The following is a 16,495-nucleotide window of genomic DNA, read 5'->3' on the forward strand; positions in this document are numbered from 1 at the left end:
GCCGGCCCGCGCAGCGCCGCCCTCATGCCAGTGGGTCCAGCGTGCCGAGCACGGCCACGCAGGCCAGTACCAGCAGCCCGAGTGCGGCCTCGAAGGTGAGGCTGTGACGCAGCGAGCGCAGCGGGCGGAACTGCCAGCCGCCACGGATGGCGGTGGCGAGTGCCGGCACCAGCCGCCAGCGGTGCAGCGCGGCCAGGCCGAGCATGCCCGCGACCAGGGCCAGCTTGAACAGCAGCCAGCGCCCGTGCGCGGTGTTGAACAGGGTCTGCAGCGAGCCCTGCAGATCCACGTAGGTATAGGTGCCGGTCATCGCCAGCAGGGCCACGATTACCGTACCGGGCAGGGCGAAACCATGCGCCACCTGCCAGAGTTCATGGGTGCGTTCACGCAGGGAAGGGCCCTGGGTGCGCAGGGCCAGATGCAGCACCGCGGCGATCGCGCCGACCCATGCGCCTGCGGCGAGCAGGTGGACGGTCCCGGCCGCCAGGCGCAGCGCACCGCGGATGCCGTCGCCGGCGGCGGCGTGGCCGTTCCAGGCCAGGCTTGCCAGAGCGACCGCCGAGAGCGGCAGCAGGATGACACGGCGTGCCCCGGCCACTTTCGCGCTTGCGGCAAGCAGCGGCAGCATTGCCAGCAGCGCCAGCGCACGCACCAGTGCCGCTTCGCCGACCGGTGTGGCGGTGGTGAACCATGCGACGGTCGCTTGATCGACCGCGGCAAGCGGAAGCCCCAGCACGCCTGTCACCCGCACCGCCGCATCCAGCAGCACGACTGCCAGCGCGATCACGGCCAGTGGCAGGAAGATGCGACGCGCAGGCGCAGGGCGGATGAACAGCATCCTGCCGAACAGCAGCATCAAGGCCAGGTACAACGCCAGCCGCAGGGCATAGGGAGACAGTTCGATCACCACCGCAGCTTACTTCACGCTGAAACGATAGTCGCCGGTGACGGGGTGGCTGTCCTGGCCGACGGCGCGCCACTGCAGGCGATAGTCTCCGGCAGGCAGCGGCTTGGCGAAACTCACGACCAGCCGGTGACCATCGTCCGACACCTGCTGGGAAAGGGCAGGCATCGCCATCAGGGTGCGGCCATGGGCCATGCTCAGTTCGATGCGGGTGGCGCGCGGCATCACCCGCTCGCTGAAGGTCAGCTCGATGCGGTTGGCAGGCGCGACGCTGGCATCGGCGGCGGGCGTTGCCTTCACCAGGCTGGGGTGTGCAAGGGCCAGCGGAGCGGCGGCGACGCCCGGCAGCAGCAGGAGCAGAGCGGCGGAGCGGCGGAGCGAAGACGACATGGTGGGTGCCTGCAGGAATGGGGCGCTCAGGCTGACGGCGGGCACCTTTCGTGGCCCTGACCCGGACATTACCGATCTGTCAGGTTGGCCGGTGCCGGGCCGACCCGCCCTTCCCATCATCGGCGCGCGCGTGCGGAGGCACGCAGGGCGCGGCGGTTGCACAGGTGGGCCATCGCCAGCAGCCCACCGCCGCAGGCGGTGGCCATGCCGTGCCAGAGCAGCGATTCCTTCAGCGGTGGATACAGCGATGCGGACAACAGCAGGCCAGCCCCAGCCAGGGCCAGTCGCATCGGCAGCCAGTGGCGGTGCCGGCGCAGGCCCGCAGCGGTGCTGGCCAGCGCCAGCAGCGAGGCGAGCAACGCGAACGCCCACTCCCAGCGTGACATCAGCAGCAGGGTGGTCATCAGGGCATGGCCGGGGTGCTGGAACGAGCGCAACGCCATCATGGCCGCCGGGACGAAGGCCAGCAGCAGCGGCAGCGCGATGCAGTGCGCTGCGCAGGCCAATGACAGCCCTGCGCCGGCCAGATCGAAACGGGGATGCCAGCGTGCCGATGCTGGCGGCTGTGGCAGACCCCTTGCAGGAACGGTGGGGATGTGGTCCATAATGTTACATAGTAACACTAACGGTACCCTCATGAAGCTTCCCGCCACGTTTCTGCTGCTGCTTTCTGCGGCGTCCGCCCACGCCCATGAGGTGCGCCAGCAGGGCGCGCATGTGCATGGCCAGGCCACGGTCGATGTGGCGCTCGAACGGGGAACACTGGACCTGGCAATGCAGGCCCCCGGTATCGGCCTGCTCGATTTCGAGCGACCGCCCGCCACCCCGCAGGAGCGCGCCGCGCTCGCACGTGCGAAGGCACTGCTGAAGGAAGGCGCATGGGTCACCCTGCCGACTGCGGCCCAGTGCCGCCTTGCCGCCAGCAGCGTGGCCACCGACGGATTCGCTGCAGACCCGATGCACGATGCCGGGCACCACGGCCATGCCGGCTTCAGTGCCGGACTGCGTTTCCAGTGCGCGCATCCGTCCGCGCTGCGGGTGCTGGTGGTCCGCCTGCCGGTGCTGTTCCCTGGCCTGCATGAGGTCATCGTCAACAGCACCACGCCCGCCGGACAGGGACGGCACGTGCTGACCGCCGAGACTCTGCGCGTGGTACTTGCGCCGTGAGTGCGGCGGTCATCGATGTGCAGGACCTGCGCTTCGCCTACGGCGATCGCCCGGTACTGGAGATTCCGGCATTGCGCGTCGATGCGGGCAGCAGCGTGCTGCTGCGCGGTGCCAGTGGCGGTGGCAAAAGCACCCTGCTGGGTGTGCTGGCCGGCGTGCTGCGCGCTCGCCAGGGCCGGGTCGACGTCGCCGGACACTCCCTGCATGCGATGAACGGTCCGGCCCGCGACCGCTTCCGTGCCGACCAGCTGGGCGTGATCTTCCAGCAGTTCAACCTGCTGCCGTTCCTCAGCGTGCGCGAGAACATCGCGCTGGGTCTGCGCTTCTCGCGGCTGCGCAGGCAGCGCGTCGGCGCAGCGCTGGACGAGGAGATCGCACGGCTGCTGCAGTCCCTGCAGATCGACCCGACGCTGATGGGCCGTCCGGCGGGCAGGCTCAGTGTCGGCCAGCAGCAGCGCGTGGCAGCAGCACGCGCACTGATCGGGCGGCCGCAGGTGCTGCTTGCCGACGAGCCCACCTCGGCACTGGACCGGCACGCGGCGGACGCGTTCGTGCGCCTGATGACCCGGCAATGCCAGGCCTGCGGCACCACCGCGCTGGTGGTCAGCCACGATGAAAGCCTGCAGCCTCTGTTCGACCGGGTCATCGTCCTGGCCGAGATCAATCATGCCGGAGCTGCCCATGCTTGAACTTGCCTGGGCCAGCCTGCGCAGCCGCGCGCTCAGTGTTGCCCTCACGGTGCTGGTGATCGCCCTCAGCGTGGTTCTGCTGCTGGGCGTGGAGCGGGTCCGCACGCAGGCGCATGAAGGTTTTGCCAGCACAGTGTCCGGAACCGATCTGATCGTCGGTGCGCGCTCCGGACCGGTGAACCTGCTGCTCTATTCGGTGTTCCATATCGGCGATCCGACCAACAATGTCTCCTGGCAGTCCTACCAGGCACTGTCGGCGCTGCCGCAGGTGAAGTGGTCGGTGCCGCTCTCGCTGGGCGATTCCTGGCGGGGCTACCGCGTGGTCGGCACCACCGGCGGCTACTTCGAGCATTACCGCTACGGTGCCGGTCATGAACTGGCCTTCGCACAGGGCCGCCCCTTCGCGGATCTGTACGACGCGGTGATCGGCGCCGAAGTGGCGCAGGCGCAGAACATCACGCCGGGCGACCCGATCGTGCTGGCGCATGGCACCGGGGCGGTGCCCCTGGCCACGCATGCCGACAAGCCGTTCCGCGTGGTCGGGATCCTGCAGCGCACCGGAACACCGGTGGATGCGTCGGTACTGGTATCGCTGCCGGCGATCGAAGCGATCCACATCGACTGGCGCTCCGGCGTGCAGCTGCCCGGCCAGCATGTCAGCGCGGAGCAGGCGCGGCGGCTTGATCTGACCCCGACCAGCATCACTGCCTTCATGCTCGGCCTGAATACCCGCATCGCGACGTTCTCCGTGCAGCGCACGATCAACGACTATCCGGAGGAGGCGATGCTGGCGATCCTGCCGGGCGTCACCCTGCAGCAGTTGTGGCAGTCGTTGGGCACGGCCGAGCGGGCACTGCGGTTGATCAGCGCGATGGTGGTGCTGCTGGGAATGGTCTCGCTGGTGGCGCTGCTGGTATCAACCCTGCAGGAACGGCGCCGCGAGATGGCGGTGCTGCGCGCGGTCGGCGCGCGCCCGCGCTACATCGCCGGCCTGCTGGTGGTGGAGGCGGTGGCGACCAGCGCGCTGGCGTGCGGGCTGGCACTGGCGGCGCTGGTGCTGGCCAGTGCCGTGGGACGCAGCTGGGCGCTGGCGCAGTATGGCCTGTCGATCACCCACGTCTGGCCGGATGCGCGCGAGCTGGGCTGGGTGGCGGGCCTGCTGCTGGTCAGCGCCGTGGCGGGCCTGGTGCCGGCCGCGCTGGCCTACCGGCGCACGCTCGCCGACGGTTTGGCGTCGCCGGGATGAGCATGCGCCGGCTGGGTGGCTTGCCAGTGTTGCTGATGCTGGTTGCCTGCGAGCGGCCGGTCGACACCGGCGTGCAGGCGCTGCCGCCACCGGTGGCGGATCAGGGCGCAGCGACCGTGGAAGAGCAGGAGCTGGACTGGCTGCAGATGATGCCCGCCGACGAGCTGGCGGCGCTGGAACGTGGCGAAGGCCCTGAGGTGGAGCACAACGGCAGCCGACGCATGCCGCAGTTCGGCACGTTCCGCACCGTCGACGCCGTGCTGCAGCGCCCGGTGCGCCTGCCGGGCTACGTGGTGCCGCTCGCCAGTACTGCGGAAGGACGGCTCAGTGAATTCCTGTTCGTCCCGTATTACGGCGCGTGCATCCATGTGCCACCACCGCCGCCGAACCAGATCGTGCACGTGGTACTGGAACGGGCAATCGAGATGCCTGACATGTACGCTCCGTTCTTCCTGGCCGGAAACCTGCACGCCGAGCGCCTGGACGATGAGCTGGCAGGCTCTGCCTACAGCATGCGCGATGCACGGCTGAAACCCTATGCGCCGTGATTGCCTTGCAGGGCTCGTGGGATGCGTGCTGCTGGCCGGATGCGCCCGCGTGCCTGACGGTGCCGGACAGCAGCCGGCACCGTTGCCGGCTGCGGCGCCGTCTCCGTCGGCACGCCCGATCGACCGCTGGGACGTCCTGATGCCGGACGAGGACCGTTTCCAGCGACCGCCGCCGCAGATCGGCCTGTCACGCGACGGCATGGCCGGCGTCGGCGGCCTGATTGACGACAGCGGCGCCGGCACGCCGCCCGGTCAGGCGATCGACCACTCCCGTCCGGAGCGCGCCCGGCAGTTCGGCTCTTCGCGCGTGGTGGCATCGGTGGATGGACGTGCGGTGGACCTGGACGGTTACGTCGTGCCCCTGGGCACCACCGACGACGGACGCGTGGACGAGGTGCTGTTCGTCCCGTTCTATGGTGCCTGCATCCATGTACCCCCACCACCGCCGAACCAGATGATCCACGTGACGTTGGCCACGCCGATCACGCTGGGTGCGCTGTGGGCACCCTATCGACTCGCCGGGCGGGTGCAGGTCAAGCGCTTCGACGCCGACATCGCCAGCGCTTCCTACGATGTGGCGGCCGCCACACTGACGCCGATCCACAACTGATGCGCGGGCGTCCACTACTGGCGATGGCGCTGCTGGCGGTGACGGTCACGGCGGTCGGGTGGCTGTACCTGCGGACAGCGCAGCCGCAGCCGCCGCAGGCCACTTCCGTGGCGCCCACCGATGAGATGCGGCAGCGGATCGAGCGGCGGATGGGGGACGATGCGGCCTTCCGCAACGACGTGGCATTCCTGCTGGTGGCAACCCTGCGCGACCGCTGCCGGCCGGCAGAGGCAGGGCTGCTCGCGCGCATGGCCAACCGTGCCGCGCTGCCGGTACTGGCCGCGGTGAGTGCGGTGACTGCGGAGGATCCAGGCCTTGACCGTCCCATCTACCGTTACATCCAGCACCGCGCCGACAGTGCCCGCTGCACGGATCCGCTGCCCCTCGCAGCGGCCGGTGGCCGCGTGCTGCACGTCGATATCGAGCAGTATGCTCGCACCTTCCCGGACAGCTACTTCGATCCCACGCGCAGCAGGGCGCCGCGGGATTTCGGTGGGCATACGCTGCGCGAGCGGGCCTCCAACGCATGCAACAGCGTGGTTTATTCGGTACTGCCGCTCGGCGACGCGGACTGGCGCTGTGCGTCGCTGCGGGCGAACGCGCGGGCCCGGGTGCGCAGCCTGTGCGAGGACGAGCTGCGGCGCCAGCACGGTGACATCGCGGGCGAACTCGACATGGCCGTGGGGCAGGGCATGCAGGAACAGGTGGTCGCGGCGGTGGCGGCGTTGCCGGTGGACTGCAGGTAGCACCAGCGGCGCCTGCCGGGGCTGAACAGCGCCTGGGTCGAAACCTGAACGTGTCGCTGCAGGGCTATAACTATACAGGACATCCGGTATAGTTAATGGAACCTTCTTGCCCAGGTTTGTTTCCCATGGCCTTGTCCCAGTCCTTGGCCGATGCCCCGGCTCTGTCCCGTGCCCGGCGCTGGTCGCTGTTGTTCACGGTGGCCGCCGGCCTGCTGCTGGTGACGCTGGACAACTCGGTGCTGTACACGGCGCTGCCCACGCTGACGGCAGAACTTTCCGCCAGCGCGGGTCAGGCGCTGTGGATCATCAATGCCTATCCACTGGTGATGGCTGGCCTGCTGCTCGGTGCGGGCACGCTGGGCGACCGCATCGGTCACCGTCGCATGTTCCTGATCGGCCTGGTGGTCTTCGGCGTGGCTTCGCTGGCGGCAGCGTTCTCTGTCACCGCAGCGCAGTTGATCGCTGCCCGTGCGCTGCTCGCCGTGGGCGCCGCGGCGATGATGCCGGCCACGCTCGCGCTGATCGGCCTCAGCTTCCATGAAGAGCGTGAGCGCAACATCGCCATCGCGATCTGGGGCTCGGTGGCGATCGTCGGCGCCGCACTCGGACCGATCATCGGTGGCTGGCTGCTGCAGCATTTCTGGTGGGGATCGGTGTTCCTGGTCAACGTGCCGGTGGTGATCGTGGCCTTCGTCGCGACGCTGCTGCTGGCGCCGGAGGGGCAGCGCGACACGTCCCGGCCGTGGGATCTGCTGTCCTCGCTGCTGGCGCTGGCGGCGCTGTCGGGGCTGGTGCTGGCGATCAAATCGCTGATCGCCACGCCGCCTTCCTATGGCCTCGGCGCGGCGGCATCGGTGCTGGCGCTGGCGGCGGGCGCCGCGTTTGCCCGCCGCCAGCAGCGCCTGCCGCATCCACTGCTGGACTTCGCGATCTTCCGCAATCCGGCATTCCTGGCCGGTACGCTGTCTGCGGTGTTCACCCTGTTTGCGATGGCGGGCCTGCAACTGCTGACCACCCAGCGTTTCCAGCTGGTCGCCGGATTCACGCCATTGCAGGCGGGCCTGCTGGTATCGGTGGCGGCGCTGGGCAGCCTGCCCACCGCCCTGCACGGGCAGCATCCTGCACCGCGTCGGCCTGCGTCCGCTGATCTGCGGCGGACTGGCCGCGGGGGCACTGGGAGTGGGCGTGGTCGCGTTCGGTTTTCCGCACGGACTGGGCTGGGTCGTCGCCGGCATGGCGATCACCGGGTTCGGCATGGGCTCGGCAATCTCGGTCGCATCCACCGCCATCCTCAACAACGTGCCTGCGCACCGTGCGGGCATGGCGTCCTCCGTGGAGGAGGTCTCCTACGAATTCGGCGGCCTGCTGGCGGTGGCGATGCTGGGCAGCCTGGGCGCAGCGATGTACGGCGCCTTCCTGCCGGTATCGGCGGATGTTCCGGCACTGGCGCGGGAAGGATTCGCCCAGGCGCAGCAGGTCGCCCGCGAAGCCGGCCCGGGCGAGTGGTTCGCCGGCGCCACCGCCGCCTATGACCGCAGCTACCAGATCGTGCTGCTGGTCATCACCGCGGTGCTGGCCGTGGGTGCAGCGCTGATCGCGCGCCTGCTGCGCGGGCGGGCGGGGAGCCGCGAGGGAGCGGCCGATCGCGTAAAGTAGTGCGATGAGAACCAGCAAGCGCCAGCGCATCCTCGATGCCGCCGTCAACGTGATCAATCGAGACGGCGTGCGCGCGGTGACCTTCGAGTCGGTGGCGGCAGAAGCCGGCCTCACGCGCGGCGGCCTGCTGTATCACTTCCCGTCGCGCGAGGCACTGCTGCGCGGCATCGACGAGCACCTGGTGCACAACTGGGAGGCGTCGATGGAAGCGCTGCTCGGCAAGCGTGCCAGCGAGGCCACGGCGCTCGAGCGCTATCAGACCTTCGTCCGCGTGTCGGCGCAGAGCGCGACGCGCGCCGAGCTGATGTTCATGCTCGAATCGGTGGACCCGGAGGCCGGTGAGCGGCCGTGGAGCTCGGCCGTGCAGCGCTGGGCGCCATCGCCGCCGCCGGCCGGCGTGGTTGATCCTGCGGCGCTGGACAATTTCGTGGCACGGTTGGCGGCCGATGGGCTGTGGATCTACGAGGCCATGTACGAAGGACAGCTGGACGACGCGGTGCGCGCCCAGGTGGCCGAGCGCATCGCGGGCCTGTTGTCACCCGGCCGATGATGGGGGTTGCTCACTGACGATGGCGGGTCCCGCCATGGCCGCGTTCATGCCGTTGGCATGTCTTCCGGCCGCAACCGCTCTGGATGGGTGTACACATTGAATCCACTGCCGCGGGCGAAGCCGACCAGGCACAGCCCTGCGCTGCGCGCCAGATCGATCGCCAACGCCGTTGGCGCGGACACGGCGGCCAGTACGCTGGCACCGGCGCGCACTGCTTTGCTGACCATCTCGTAGCTGGCCCGGCTGGAAATCAGCAGCAGTCCACCGTCGATGGCGTGCTCGTTGTGATGCAGGGCGCCGATCAGCTTGTCCAGTGCATTGTGACGGCCCACGTCCTCGCGCACCCAGCCGATGCGCCCGTTGGCGTCGGCCCAGGCGGCCGCGTGGGTGGAGCCGCTGGCCGCATTCATCGGCTGGTGCTGCGACAGCGTGGCCAGTGCCCGCTGCAGGGCTGCCGGCGCGTAGGTCCGTCGTTCGCGTACCGGGGGCAGGGGCCGCAGCACATCCTCGAGCTGCCGTGTTCCGCACAGGCCGCAGCCGCCACGGCCAGGCAGCAGGCGGCCATCGGCCGGATCCAGACCGGCGCCCGGTGCCTCGGCGGCAACCGTCATCCGCAGTTCGATGCCTTCCAGCTGCGGCGCCACATCGATCGAGAGCAGCTGCGTCGGCGTGGTGATCAAGCCCTCGCTGAGCGAGAAACCGAGCGCAAAGTCCTCCAGGTCACAGGGCGTGGCCATCATCACCGCGAACACGGTGCCGTTGTAGTGCAGCGCTACCGGCACCTCTTCGGCGACCACGTCGGCCTGCGCCTGCACCTGCAGCCCGCCCTCACGCCAGCGCTGCAACGTGCGCTGCGCGGTGCCGGCGGGCGGAGAGGGCGGCGGGGGCGAGTCAGCCATGCGGAGTGTCCGGACAGAGTGAGCGTGTCATGGGCTGCTGGCCCACGCCCCGAGGATAGCGCAGTGCGTCCGTGGCAATGCAGCAGACTCCGTCGGCCCGGAGGGGGCGCGCCGGAAGATTCGGGGCGGCTCTGGCGAAGCGGTCCCGGCCGTGCTTGACTCTGTCTGTCGTGCCCTTCGCAGTCTCGTCTCCTGGCGCCAGGTCTTCGAACATGTCCGAGCAGAAACCACCCCGTTACAAGCCCTACAACCAGCCCGCAGGCGGCTGGGGTGCGGCCGGCGCCACCGCCCGGGTTCTGCTGCAGCAGAGCGTGATCGGCAACGGCTCCAGGGCACTGCTGGCGATGAACCAGCCCGCTGGCTTCAAATGTCCCAGCTGCGCCTTCCCCGACGCCGACGAGCGCAGGAAACTGGAGTTCTGCGAGAACGGGGCCAAGGCACTGGCCTGGGAGGCGACCCGGTTCCGGGCGGATCGCGAGCTGTTCGCGCGTTATACCGTCAGCGAGCTGATGGAGCGGACCGACTACTGGCTGGAAATGCAGGGGCGGCTGACCGAGCCGATGCGTTACGACGCAGCCACCGACCACTACGTGCCATGCAGCTGGGACGAGGCGTTCGCACTCATCGGCCGTCACCTGCGGTCACTGGACAGCCCGCATCAGGCCGAGTTCTACACGTCGGGCCGCACGCCGAACGAGGCGGCGTTCCTGTATTCGATCTTCGTACGCGAGTTCGGCACCAACAACTTCCCCGATTGTTCGAACATGTGCCACGAGCCGACCAGCCGTGGCCTGCCACCTTCCATCGGTGTGGGCAAGGGCACCATCGTCCTGGAGGATTTCGAGCACGCCGAGGCGATCTTCGTGATCGGCCAGAACACCGGCACCAATTCGCCGCGGATGATGGGCAACCTGGTCGAGGCGCGCAGGCGCGGCGTGCCGATCGTGGCGGTCAACCCGATGCCCGAGCGCGCCCTGATCCGGTTTGCCGAGCCGCAGGATGTGGTGCAGATGGCGACCTTCGGCTCCACCGAGATCAGCAGCGAATTCGTGCATATCCGCATCGGCGGTGATCTGGCGCTGATCAAAGGCATGATGAAGGTGATGTTCGAGCGAGAGGCACAGGGCCAGCGCGTGCTCGACCATCGGTTCCTGGATGAACATACGGTCGGCCTGGACGCCTTGCGCGCGGACGTGATGGCGCAGGACTGGGACGACATCGTCAGGGTCTCCGGCATCTCGGAGGCGCAGATCCGGCGCTGCGCCGAGATCTACATCCGCTCCAATGCCACGGTGATCTGCTATGGCATGGGCCTGACCCAGCACCAGTATGGCTCGCGGCTGCTGCAGCAGGTCGCCAATCTGCTGATGCTGCGCGGCAACTTCGGCAAGCCGGGGGCGGGGATCGGCCCGATCCGGGGTCATTCCAACGTGCAGGGCGATCGTACCGTCGGCATCGACGAGAAGCCGGCGGCAGCGTATCTGGATCGCCTTCAGGAGGTGTTCGGTTTCAATCCGCCGCGGGAGCACGGGCACCATGTGGTCGAGTCGATCGAGGCGATGCTCGACGGCAGCGCCAGAGTGTTCATCGGGCTGGGCGGCAATTTCATCCATGCCGTGCCGGACACGCCCCGGGCCTACGAAGCCATGCGCAGCCTGCAGCTGACGGTGGGTATCGCCACCAAGCTCAACCGCGGGCACCTGGTGCATGGCCGCGATGCGCTGATCCTGCCGGTAGTGGCGCGCTCGGAACGTATCGTCACGCCCGCAGGCGAGCAGTTCGTGACGATCGAGGATGCGATGTCGAACGTGACCGCATCGCGCGGTGTTCTTGAGCCGGCCAGCGACCAGCTGCTGCCGGAGGTCGAGATCGTCTGTCGCATGGCGATGGCGACGCTGCCGGACAGCAGGGTCGACTGGGCAGGTTGCAGGCATGACTATGCGCGGATCCGTGACCTGATCGCTGCCGTGTACCCGCAGATCTATGCAGGCTTCAATGAGCGCATCCGGCAGCCGCACGGCTTCCATCTGGACATTGCACCGCGCCGCCGGGTGTGGCCCACCGCCAACGGCAAGGCCAACATCCTTGTGATGCCGGGCCTGGATGTGGACGACCCGGTGGATGATCCTGACATGCTGCGACTGGCCACGGTGCGTTCGCATGACCAGTTCAACACCACCATCTACAGCTACAACGACCGCTATCGCGGCGTATACAACGATCGCAGGGTGGTGTTCATGAACATCGAAGACCGGCTGGCACGCGGTCTGGAGAAGGAGGCGCGGGTCAGCCTGGAGACGCTCAGCGCAGATGGCGTGCGGCGTCGCATCGACGGGCTGACCGTGCTCGACTACCCCATGCCACGGGGCGCGCTGGCGGGCTACTACCCTGAGTTGAATGCGCTGCTGCCGCTGGACTACTACGATCGCCTCAGCGGCACGCCTGCGGCGAAGTCGATTCCGGTACGCATGCGGGCAGACACAGGCAGCGCGGACACCGCATAGGGTCGGGCGGCGGCCCAGCCTGCCACGCCCATCGGCTATGATGCCTGCGATGAATGCTGCTGCTCTCCTGCTGCGCTGGCTGTTGCTCGTTGCCCTGGTGCTGACCGCACCGGGGCTGGCGCGGGCTGCATCGGGCGACGGTGGACAGGGCGACACGGAGTACTGCGCCGCGTCGCATGAGACGGCCGTGGATCGGGCCGGATGCTGCGGCGATCGATCATCGGGCGACTGCGCAGCCAGTGAGTGTCCGTGCCCTCCCGCGTGTACCGGCGTGCCGGCGACCTCCTCCGCCGTGGCGATCACACCCTGGCGTGAGGCGCCACGCGCTGCCCTTGCACGACGGCCTGTGCCGCCGCCCCTGACCGACGCGTTGCGACCTCCCATCGTGTGATGGCCTGCAGGCGCCAGCCGCCTGTTGTCCTGCCTGTCCCATTCCCGATTTTCCCGCGCCTTCGATGCGTGGGTCGCGGGCGTTTCGCCCGCATGCACAAAGGAACCAACACGATGAACCGTTCTCTCTCTCTCGGCCTGCTGCTGGCTAGCATTCTGTCCGGCGCCGGCTGCGCCCGTGCAGCCGAAGAGGTGGCCGCGGCGCCGGGCCATGCTCACGCAGCGGCCGATGCCGCCTCCGTCCCCGATGCGCAGCTGCCGACCGCCATCGTCCACAAGACCGCCAGCTGCGGTTGCTGTGGCGTCTGGGTCGAACACCTGCAGGCCGCGGGCTTCGCGGTGGACGTGCGGGATACCGATGACATGAACCCGATCAAGCGGCGCCTGGGTGTGCCGGTCGGCAAGGGGTCCTGCCATACCGCCGAGATCGACGGCTATGTGGTGGAGGGGCACGTTCCGGCCGAGGACATCAAGCGGCTGCTGAAGGAGCGTCCTGCGGCGCGTGGACTGGTGCTGCCGGGCATGCCGGCCGGTTCGCCCGGCATGGAGATGCCCGACGGTTATGTGCAGCCGTACACGGTGGAACTGGTGCGCGGTGACGGCAGCACCGAGCCGTTCGCCCACCACGGCCAGGGCGGCTGAGGGTCGCTGCTGCTGTGGCGGCTCACAGGCCGCCACGGCTTCAGTGCGCGTTGTCGCGCTCCCTGGCCAGCTGTGCCTCGAAACTGCGCTCGGCTGAATCCGCGTAGGCGCTGCAGCGCATCGCTGCAGCACTGGCCTTGGCGCCTGCGGCATAGTCCCAGCCGCTGGCGCCAGGGTGCGGGGTCAACAGCACGTCGCAGGGCAGGCGGCGCACGGTCGCGAAGCTGCGGCGATAGTCCTCGATCAGGTGCGGATAGCGGGGATTGCCCTGCAACCGGTAGCCCGGCGCACTGAGGCTGTCCGCATAGGCGATGCGTACCGGCCTGCCATCGCGGGTGTCGTTCCAGGTCCAGGCGGTGCTGCCCGGTGTGTGACCCGGCATGAAATGCGCGGTGAAGTGCATTCCGCCCAGCGACACGACCTCGCCGTCCATCAGGATGCGGTCGGCATTGGTCGGAGGGAAGGTGATGTCATCGCCGAAGTGCAGATCGTTGCTGCCCCCGCGCGCCAGCAGGACGGCCGTTTCGGCGTTGCTGGCGATCTGCGCGCCGGTGCGGCGCTTGAGTTCGGCCACCGCACCGGCGTGGTCGGCATGGGCATGGCTGAGCAGGATCCAGCGCAGCTGCTGCGGTGCGACGCCGCGCTGCTGCAGGTTGGCCAGCAGGTGATCGGCCATCTGCGGCATGCCGCCATCGATCAGCACCGCGCCGTCGTCGGTCTGTACCAGCAGTGCGGTCAGGTTTTCGGTGCCGATCTGCCAGGTGTGGTCGGCGATCTGCAGCGGCCTCATCGGCTGCAGCCATGAAGCATCCACCGTGTAGGCCCGCAGCTGGGGCAGGGGCGGCTCTGCTGCGTGTACCGGCGGGACCGCCACGGCAAGGACGAGGGCAGGCAGGAGAGAGCGCATCGTGAAGGTTCGCTGGGAGGAGGCGCAGAAACTAGCATGGGCCTCGTCGGTCGCGTTCCGCATAGATTTCATGGCTCCCATAAGGCTAGGCGAGCCCGGCCCGCAGCCGGTCGTACAGGCGGACCAGGTCGACCAGCGTACGCGCGCCCATCTTGCGCATCACCTGGGCGCGGCGCACCTTCACCGTGATCTCGCTGACGCCCAGGTCCGCAGCGATCTGCTTGTTGAGCCGGCCCCGGACCACGCCATCCACCACGTCGCGCTCGCCGGCCGACATCGACTCCCAGCGCTGCTGGAGGGCGCCCAGTTCGTCGCCTTCGCGGCGGCGCTGGCGATCGATGCCGATGCCCTTGTGGATCGCATCCAGCAGTTCCTGGTCGCGGAAGGGCTTGGTCAGGAACTCGATCGCACCGTCCTTGATCGCGTTGACACCCATCGCGATGTCACCGTGGCCGGTGATGAACACCACCGGCAGGTGCAGGCCACGCTGGCGCATGCCGCGGTGGAATTCCAGGCCGCTCTGGCCCGGCATGCGCACATCCAGCACCAGGCAAGCGGGCGCATCCAGCAGCGGTTGTTCGAGGAACGCCTGGGTGGACGCGAAGCCCCGTACCTGCAGGCCCATCGAGGCCAGCAGATCCTCCAGCGCCGCGCGCACCGAGGGATCATCGTCGATCACGTACACGATGGGCGCCGGCTCGACGGCCGGTGCAGCGGGTCTACGCATGGCGGTCCCCGATGGCAACAGGCAGGTCGAACACGAAGCAGGCGCCACCGCCGGCAACGCGTTCCGCGCGGATGTGGCCGTCATTGGCCTCGATCATGGAGCGGCTCAAGCTCAGGCCCAGGCCGAGGCCGCTCGACTTCGTGGTCCAGAATGCCTCGAACACGCGCTCCGGCTGTTCCGCCGGCAGGCCGATGCCACGGTCGCGCACGCTCAGGGTGATCCGTTGCCCGTCGCGCCGGCTCAGCAGTGACAGCCGGCGTTCGGCCACCGTTACGCCTTCCATCGCATCGACGGCATTGAGAATCAGGTTGCCGATCACCTGCTGCACCTGCACGCGGTCGGCCTGCACCGGCGGCAGATCCGGCTCCAGCAGCAGGGACACGGCCACCCCATGCTGGTCGAGTTCGCTGCGCGACAGCGCAAGCATTTCCTCCACGGCCTGATTCAAGTCGAAGGTGTCGCGCTGGGGTGCCGCACCCCGGGTCAGTCCGCGGATGCGGGCGATCACATCGCCGGCACGATGCGCGTCGGCGAGGATGCGTGACAGCGCCTGCCGTGCCTTGTCAACATTCGGCGGTTCCTGCGCCAGCCAGCGCTGGCAGGCGTCGGCGCTGCTGGCAATGGCCGCCAGCGGCTGGTTCACCTCGTGCGCGATGGACGTGGTCAGCTCACCGACGGTGGACGCGCGGGCGACCCGCAGCAGGCGTGCCTGCGCCTCCTGCACGGCGGCCTTGGCGGCTTCCATTTTCAGCGCCAGCCAGGTGGTGATGGCGATCACCAGCATGCCGATCACCGAATTGACCAGACCGATGCGGTAGGTGCCGAAACGCGTGAGTACGAAGCTCAGGCCGGTCAGGGCGACACAGGCCACGGCCAGGGCCAGCAATCCGCGCGGCGAAAGCACCCGCGAGGCTGCCAGGATCACCGCCGCATAGAAGCAGGCGGCTGCCACCGCGTAGTCGGTCAACGTGTCGAGCAGGAAGATCGCCACTACGGAGACGATCAAGGCCAGCAGCACCAGTGGACGGCGGGACGACAGCGAAGGCATCGGGACAGCTCCCTGGCGGGATGGAAAGGATAGCAAAGCCGGATCTGCCTTCCGCAGCAGGGCGTGTGGCCCGTGATGGCAGCGGCTGCCGCGCTGCACGTGCGCGCGATGATCTCGCGTCACTCCTCCAGGCTGGCATTCCAGAACCCCTGCAGGACGCCGGGCGTGGTGGATAACGCCGCCAGGACCGCATCCAGCTCGTCGCCGTCGGCGGTGGTGGCATACAGCACCGCTTCGATCTCCACATCGCGCTCGCCGAAGGGATGGTGGTCCACCGCGCGCACGGGGTACTGGGCCTGTTCCAGCAACAGCAGCAGGCGATCCAGTACCTCGGCCTGCTGTTCGCGCTGGCAGACGACATTGATGGCATAGACGGCTTCGCTGAACGTCTCCGGCAAGGGCTGCCGCTGGATGCGGTTGACCACCGGCCGCAGCAGCGTGTTGGCGGCGAGCACGAACAGCGTGGCCATCACCGCCTCCGGCAACAGCTTGATGCCGGCACAGGCCCCCACTGCCGCCGAGCCCCACAGGGTGGCGGCGGTGTTCAGGCCCGAGACCTGCGCGCCCTCCTTCATGATCGCGCCCGCGCCCAGGAAGCCGACACCGGAGATCACGTAGGCGACCACGTGCAGCGGCGACGGCGGCCCGCCGTACAGGTCGTGGAAACGGACAGCCAGGTCGACGAACACCGCCGCGCCGACGGCTACCAGCGTGTTGGTGCGCAGCCCTGCGGTACGTTGGCGCAGCTGGCGCTCCAGGCCGATGGCGGCACCGAGGACGAAGGCGGTGGACAGGCTCAGCAGCGAGCCGAGCGTGGCGCCGGCGTTGAACGCGGGCAGGTTCAGGTTGATGGCGGACATCAGGATCTCCCC

At 68.7% G+C, this 16,495-nt stretch carries 17 protein-coding genes and 1 pseudogene; 10 read left to right on the forward strand and 8 right to left on the reverse strand.

Annotation, left to right across the window (positions count from 1 at the left end; all coding sequences use genetic code 11):
* Positions 1–22 precede the first annotated feature (22 nt).
* From copD to ACVOMM_RS01665, 3 genes are all read right to left on the reverse strand, one after another.
* Positions 23–907, reverse strand: coding sequence for a copper homeostasis membrane protein CopD (gene copD / locus ACVOMM_RS01655; RefSeq protein ID WP_111187011.1), 885 nt, complete (start codon positions 905–907; stop codon positions 23–25).
* A gap of 9 nt (positions 908–916) precedes the next feature.
* The gene (copC, locus tag ACVOMM_RS01660; protein ID WP_053516266.1) at positions 917–1,294 is read right to left on the reverse strand and encodes a copper homeostasis periplasmic binding protein CopC; all 378 of its coding nucleotides are present in this window, start codon (positions 1,292–1,294) and stop codon (positions 917–919) included.
* A gap of 116 nt (positions 1,295–1,410) precedes the next feature.
* Positions 1,411–1,899: a MerC family mercury resistance protein gene (locus tag ACVOMM_RS01665; protein ID WP_481525804.1), complete on the reverse strand. Its 489-nt coding sequence runs from the start codon at positions 1,897–1,899 to the stop codon at positions 1,411–1,413.
* Positions 1,900–1,930: 31 nt separating this feature from the next.
* Between ACVOMM_RS01665 and ACVOMM_RS01670 the strand changes: the two genes are divergently transcribed.
* From ACVOMM_RS01670 to ACVOMM_RS01705, 8 genes and pseudogenes are all read left to right on the forward strand, one after another.
* Positions 1,931–2,461, forward strand: a complete 531-nt coding sequence (locus ACVOMM_RS01670) for a ZrgA family zinc uptake protein (RefSeq protein WP_481525805.1) — start codon at positions 1,931–1,933, stop codon at positions 2,459–2,461.
* Entirely contained in the window at positions 2,458–3,150 is a 693-nt protein-coding gene (locus ACVOMM_RS01675) for an ABC transporter ATP-binding protein (protein WP_065182332.1), read from the forward strand. Before ACVOMM_RS01670 ends, ACVOMM_RS01675 begins: the two co-directional genes overlap by 4 nt.
* Positions 3,143–4,396 (forward strand): ABC transporter permease, encoded by a 1,254-nt coding sequence (locus ACVOMM_RS01680; RefSeq protein WP_481525806.1) that lies wholly within the window; start codon positions 3,143–3,145, stop codon positions 4,394–4,396. The genes ACVOMM_RS01675 and ACVOMM_RS01680 overlap by 8 nt, the downstream gene beginning before the upstream one ends.
* 2 nt (positions 4,397–4,398) lie before the next feature.
* Positions 4,399–4,944: a DUF3299 domain-containing protein gene (locus ACVOMM_RS01685; RefSeq protein WP_279941634.1), complete on the forward strand. Its 546-nt coding sequence runs from the start codon at positions 4,399–4,401 to the stop codon at positions 4,942–4,944.
* A complete protein-coding gene (locus ACVOMM_RS01690; RefSeq protein WP_481525807.1) occupies positions 4,934–5,554 on the forward strand; it encodes a DUF3299 domain-containing protein in 621 nt (206 codons plus the stop codon). The genes ACVOMM_RS01685 and ACVOMM_RS01690 overlap by 11 nt, the downstream gene beginning before the upstream one ends.
* Entirely contained in the window at positions 5,554–6,300 is a 747-nt protein-coding gene (locus ACVOMM_RS01695; RefSeq protein ID WP_481525808.1) for a hypothetical protein, read from the forward strand. The genes ACVOMM_RS01690 and ACVOMM_RS01695 overlap by 1 nt, the downstream gene beginning before the upstream one ends.
* Positions 6,301–6,425: 125 nt before the next feature.
* A pseudogene (locus ACVOMM_RS01700) lies at positions 6,426–7,956 on the forward strand (MFS transporter).
* A 4-nt stretch (positions 7,957–7,960) separates the two neighbouring features.
* Positions 7,961–8,506, forward strand: a complete 546-nt coding sequence (locus ACVOMM_RS01705; RefSeq protein ID WP_481525809.1) for a TetR/AcrR family transcriptional regulator — start codon at positions 7,961–7,963, stop codon at positions 8,504–8,506.
* Positions 8,507–8,550: 44 nt separating this feature from the next.
* Here ACVOMM_RS01705 and fdhD read toward each other — a convergent pair whose 3' ends face one another.
* Positions 8,551–9,405 (reverse strand): formate dehydrogenase accessory sulfurtransferase FdhD, encoded by an 855-nt coding sequence (gene fdhD, locus ACVOMM_RS01710; protein ID WP_065182327.1) that lies wholly within the window; start codon positions 9,403–9,405, stop codon positions 8,551–8,553.
* 212 nt (positions 9,406–9,617) lie between these two features.
* Here fdhD and ACVOMM_RS01715 point away from each other — a divergent pair, with 212 nt between their 5' ends.
* Complete coding sequence (locus tag ACVOMM_RS01715) at positions 9,618–11,909, forward strand: FdhF/YdeP family oxidoreductase (protein WP_180875240.1); 2,292 nt, start codon at positions 9,618–9,620, stop codon at positions 11,907–11,909.
* A gap of 504 nt (positions 11,910–12,413) precedes the next feature.
* Positions 12,414–12,941: a DUF411 domain-containing protein gene (locus ACVOMM_RS01720; protein WP_081358907.1), complete on the forward strand. Its 528-nt coding sequence runs from the start codon at positions 12,414–12,416 to the stop codon at positions 12,939–12,941.
* A 40-nt stretch (positions 12,942–12,981) separates the two neighbouring features.
* On the opposite strand, the gene blaL1 is transcribed toward ACVOMM_RS01720, so the two are convergent.
* The 4 genes from blaL1 to ACVOMM_RS01740 form a co-directional block, all read right to left on the reverse strand.
* Complete coding sequence (gene blaL1 / locus ACVOMM_RS01725) at positions 12,982–13,848, reverse strand: L1 family subclass B3 metallo-beta-lactamase (RefSeq protein WP_481525810.1); 867 nt, start codon at positions 13,846–13,848, stop codon at positions 12,982–12,984.
* A gap of 85 nt (positions 13,849–13,933) precedes the next feature.
* Positions 13,934–14,575, reverse strand: coding sequence for a response regulator (locus ACVOMM_RS01730; RefSeq protein ID WP_476341396.1), 642 nt, complete (start codon positions 14,573–14,575; stop codon positions 13,934–13,936).
* The gene (locus ACVOMM_RS01735; RefSeq protein ID WP_065176099.1) at positions 14,568–15,623 is read right to left on the reverse strand and encodes a sensor histidine kinase; all 1,056 of its coding nucleotides are present in this window, start codon (positions 15,621–15,623) and stop codon (positions 14,568–14,570) included. The genes ACVOMM_RS01730 and ACVOMM_RS01735 overlap by 8 nt, the downstream gene beginning before the upstream one ends.
* A gap of 119 nt (positions 15,624–15,742) precedes the next feature.
* Positions 15,743–16,483, reverse strand: coding sequence for an MgtC/SapB family protein (locus tag ACVOMM_RS01740; protein ID WP_065176105.1), 741 nt, complete (start codon positions 16,481–16,483; stop codon positions 15,743–15,745).
* Positions 16,484–16,495 lie beyond the last annotated feature (12 nt).

The organism is Stenotrophomonas sp. STEN009 (assembly GCF_056760395.1).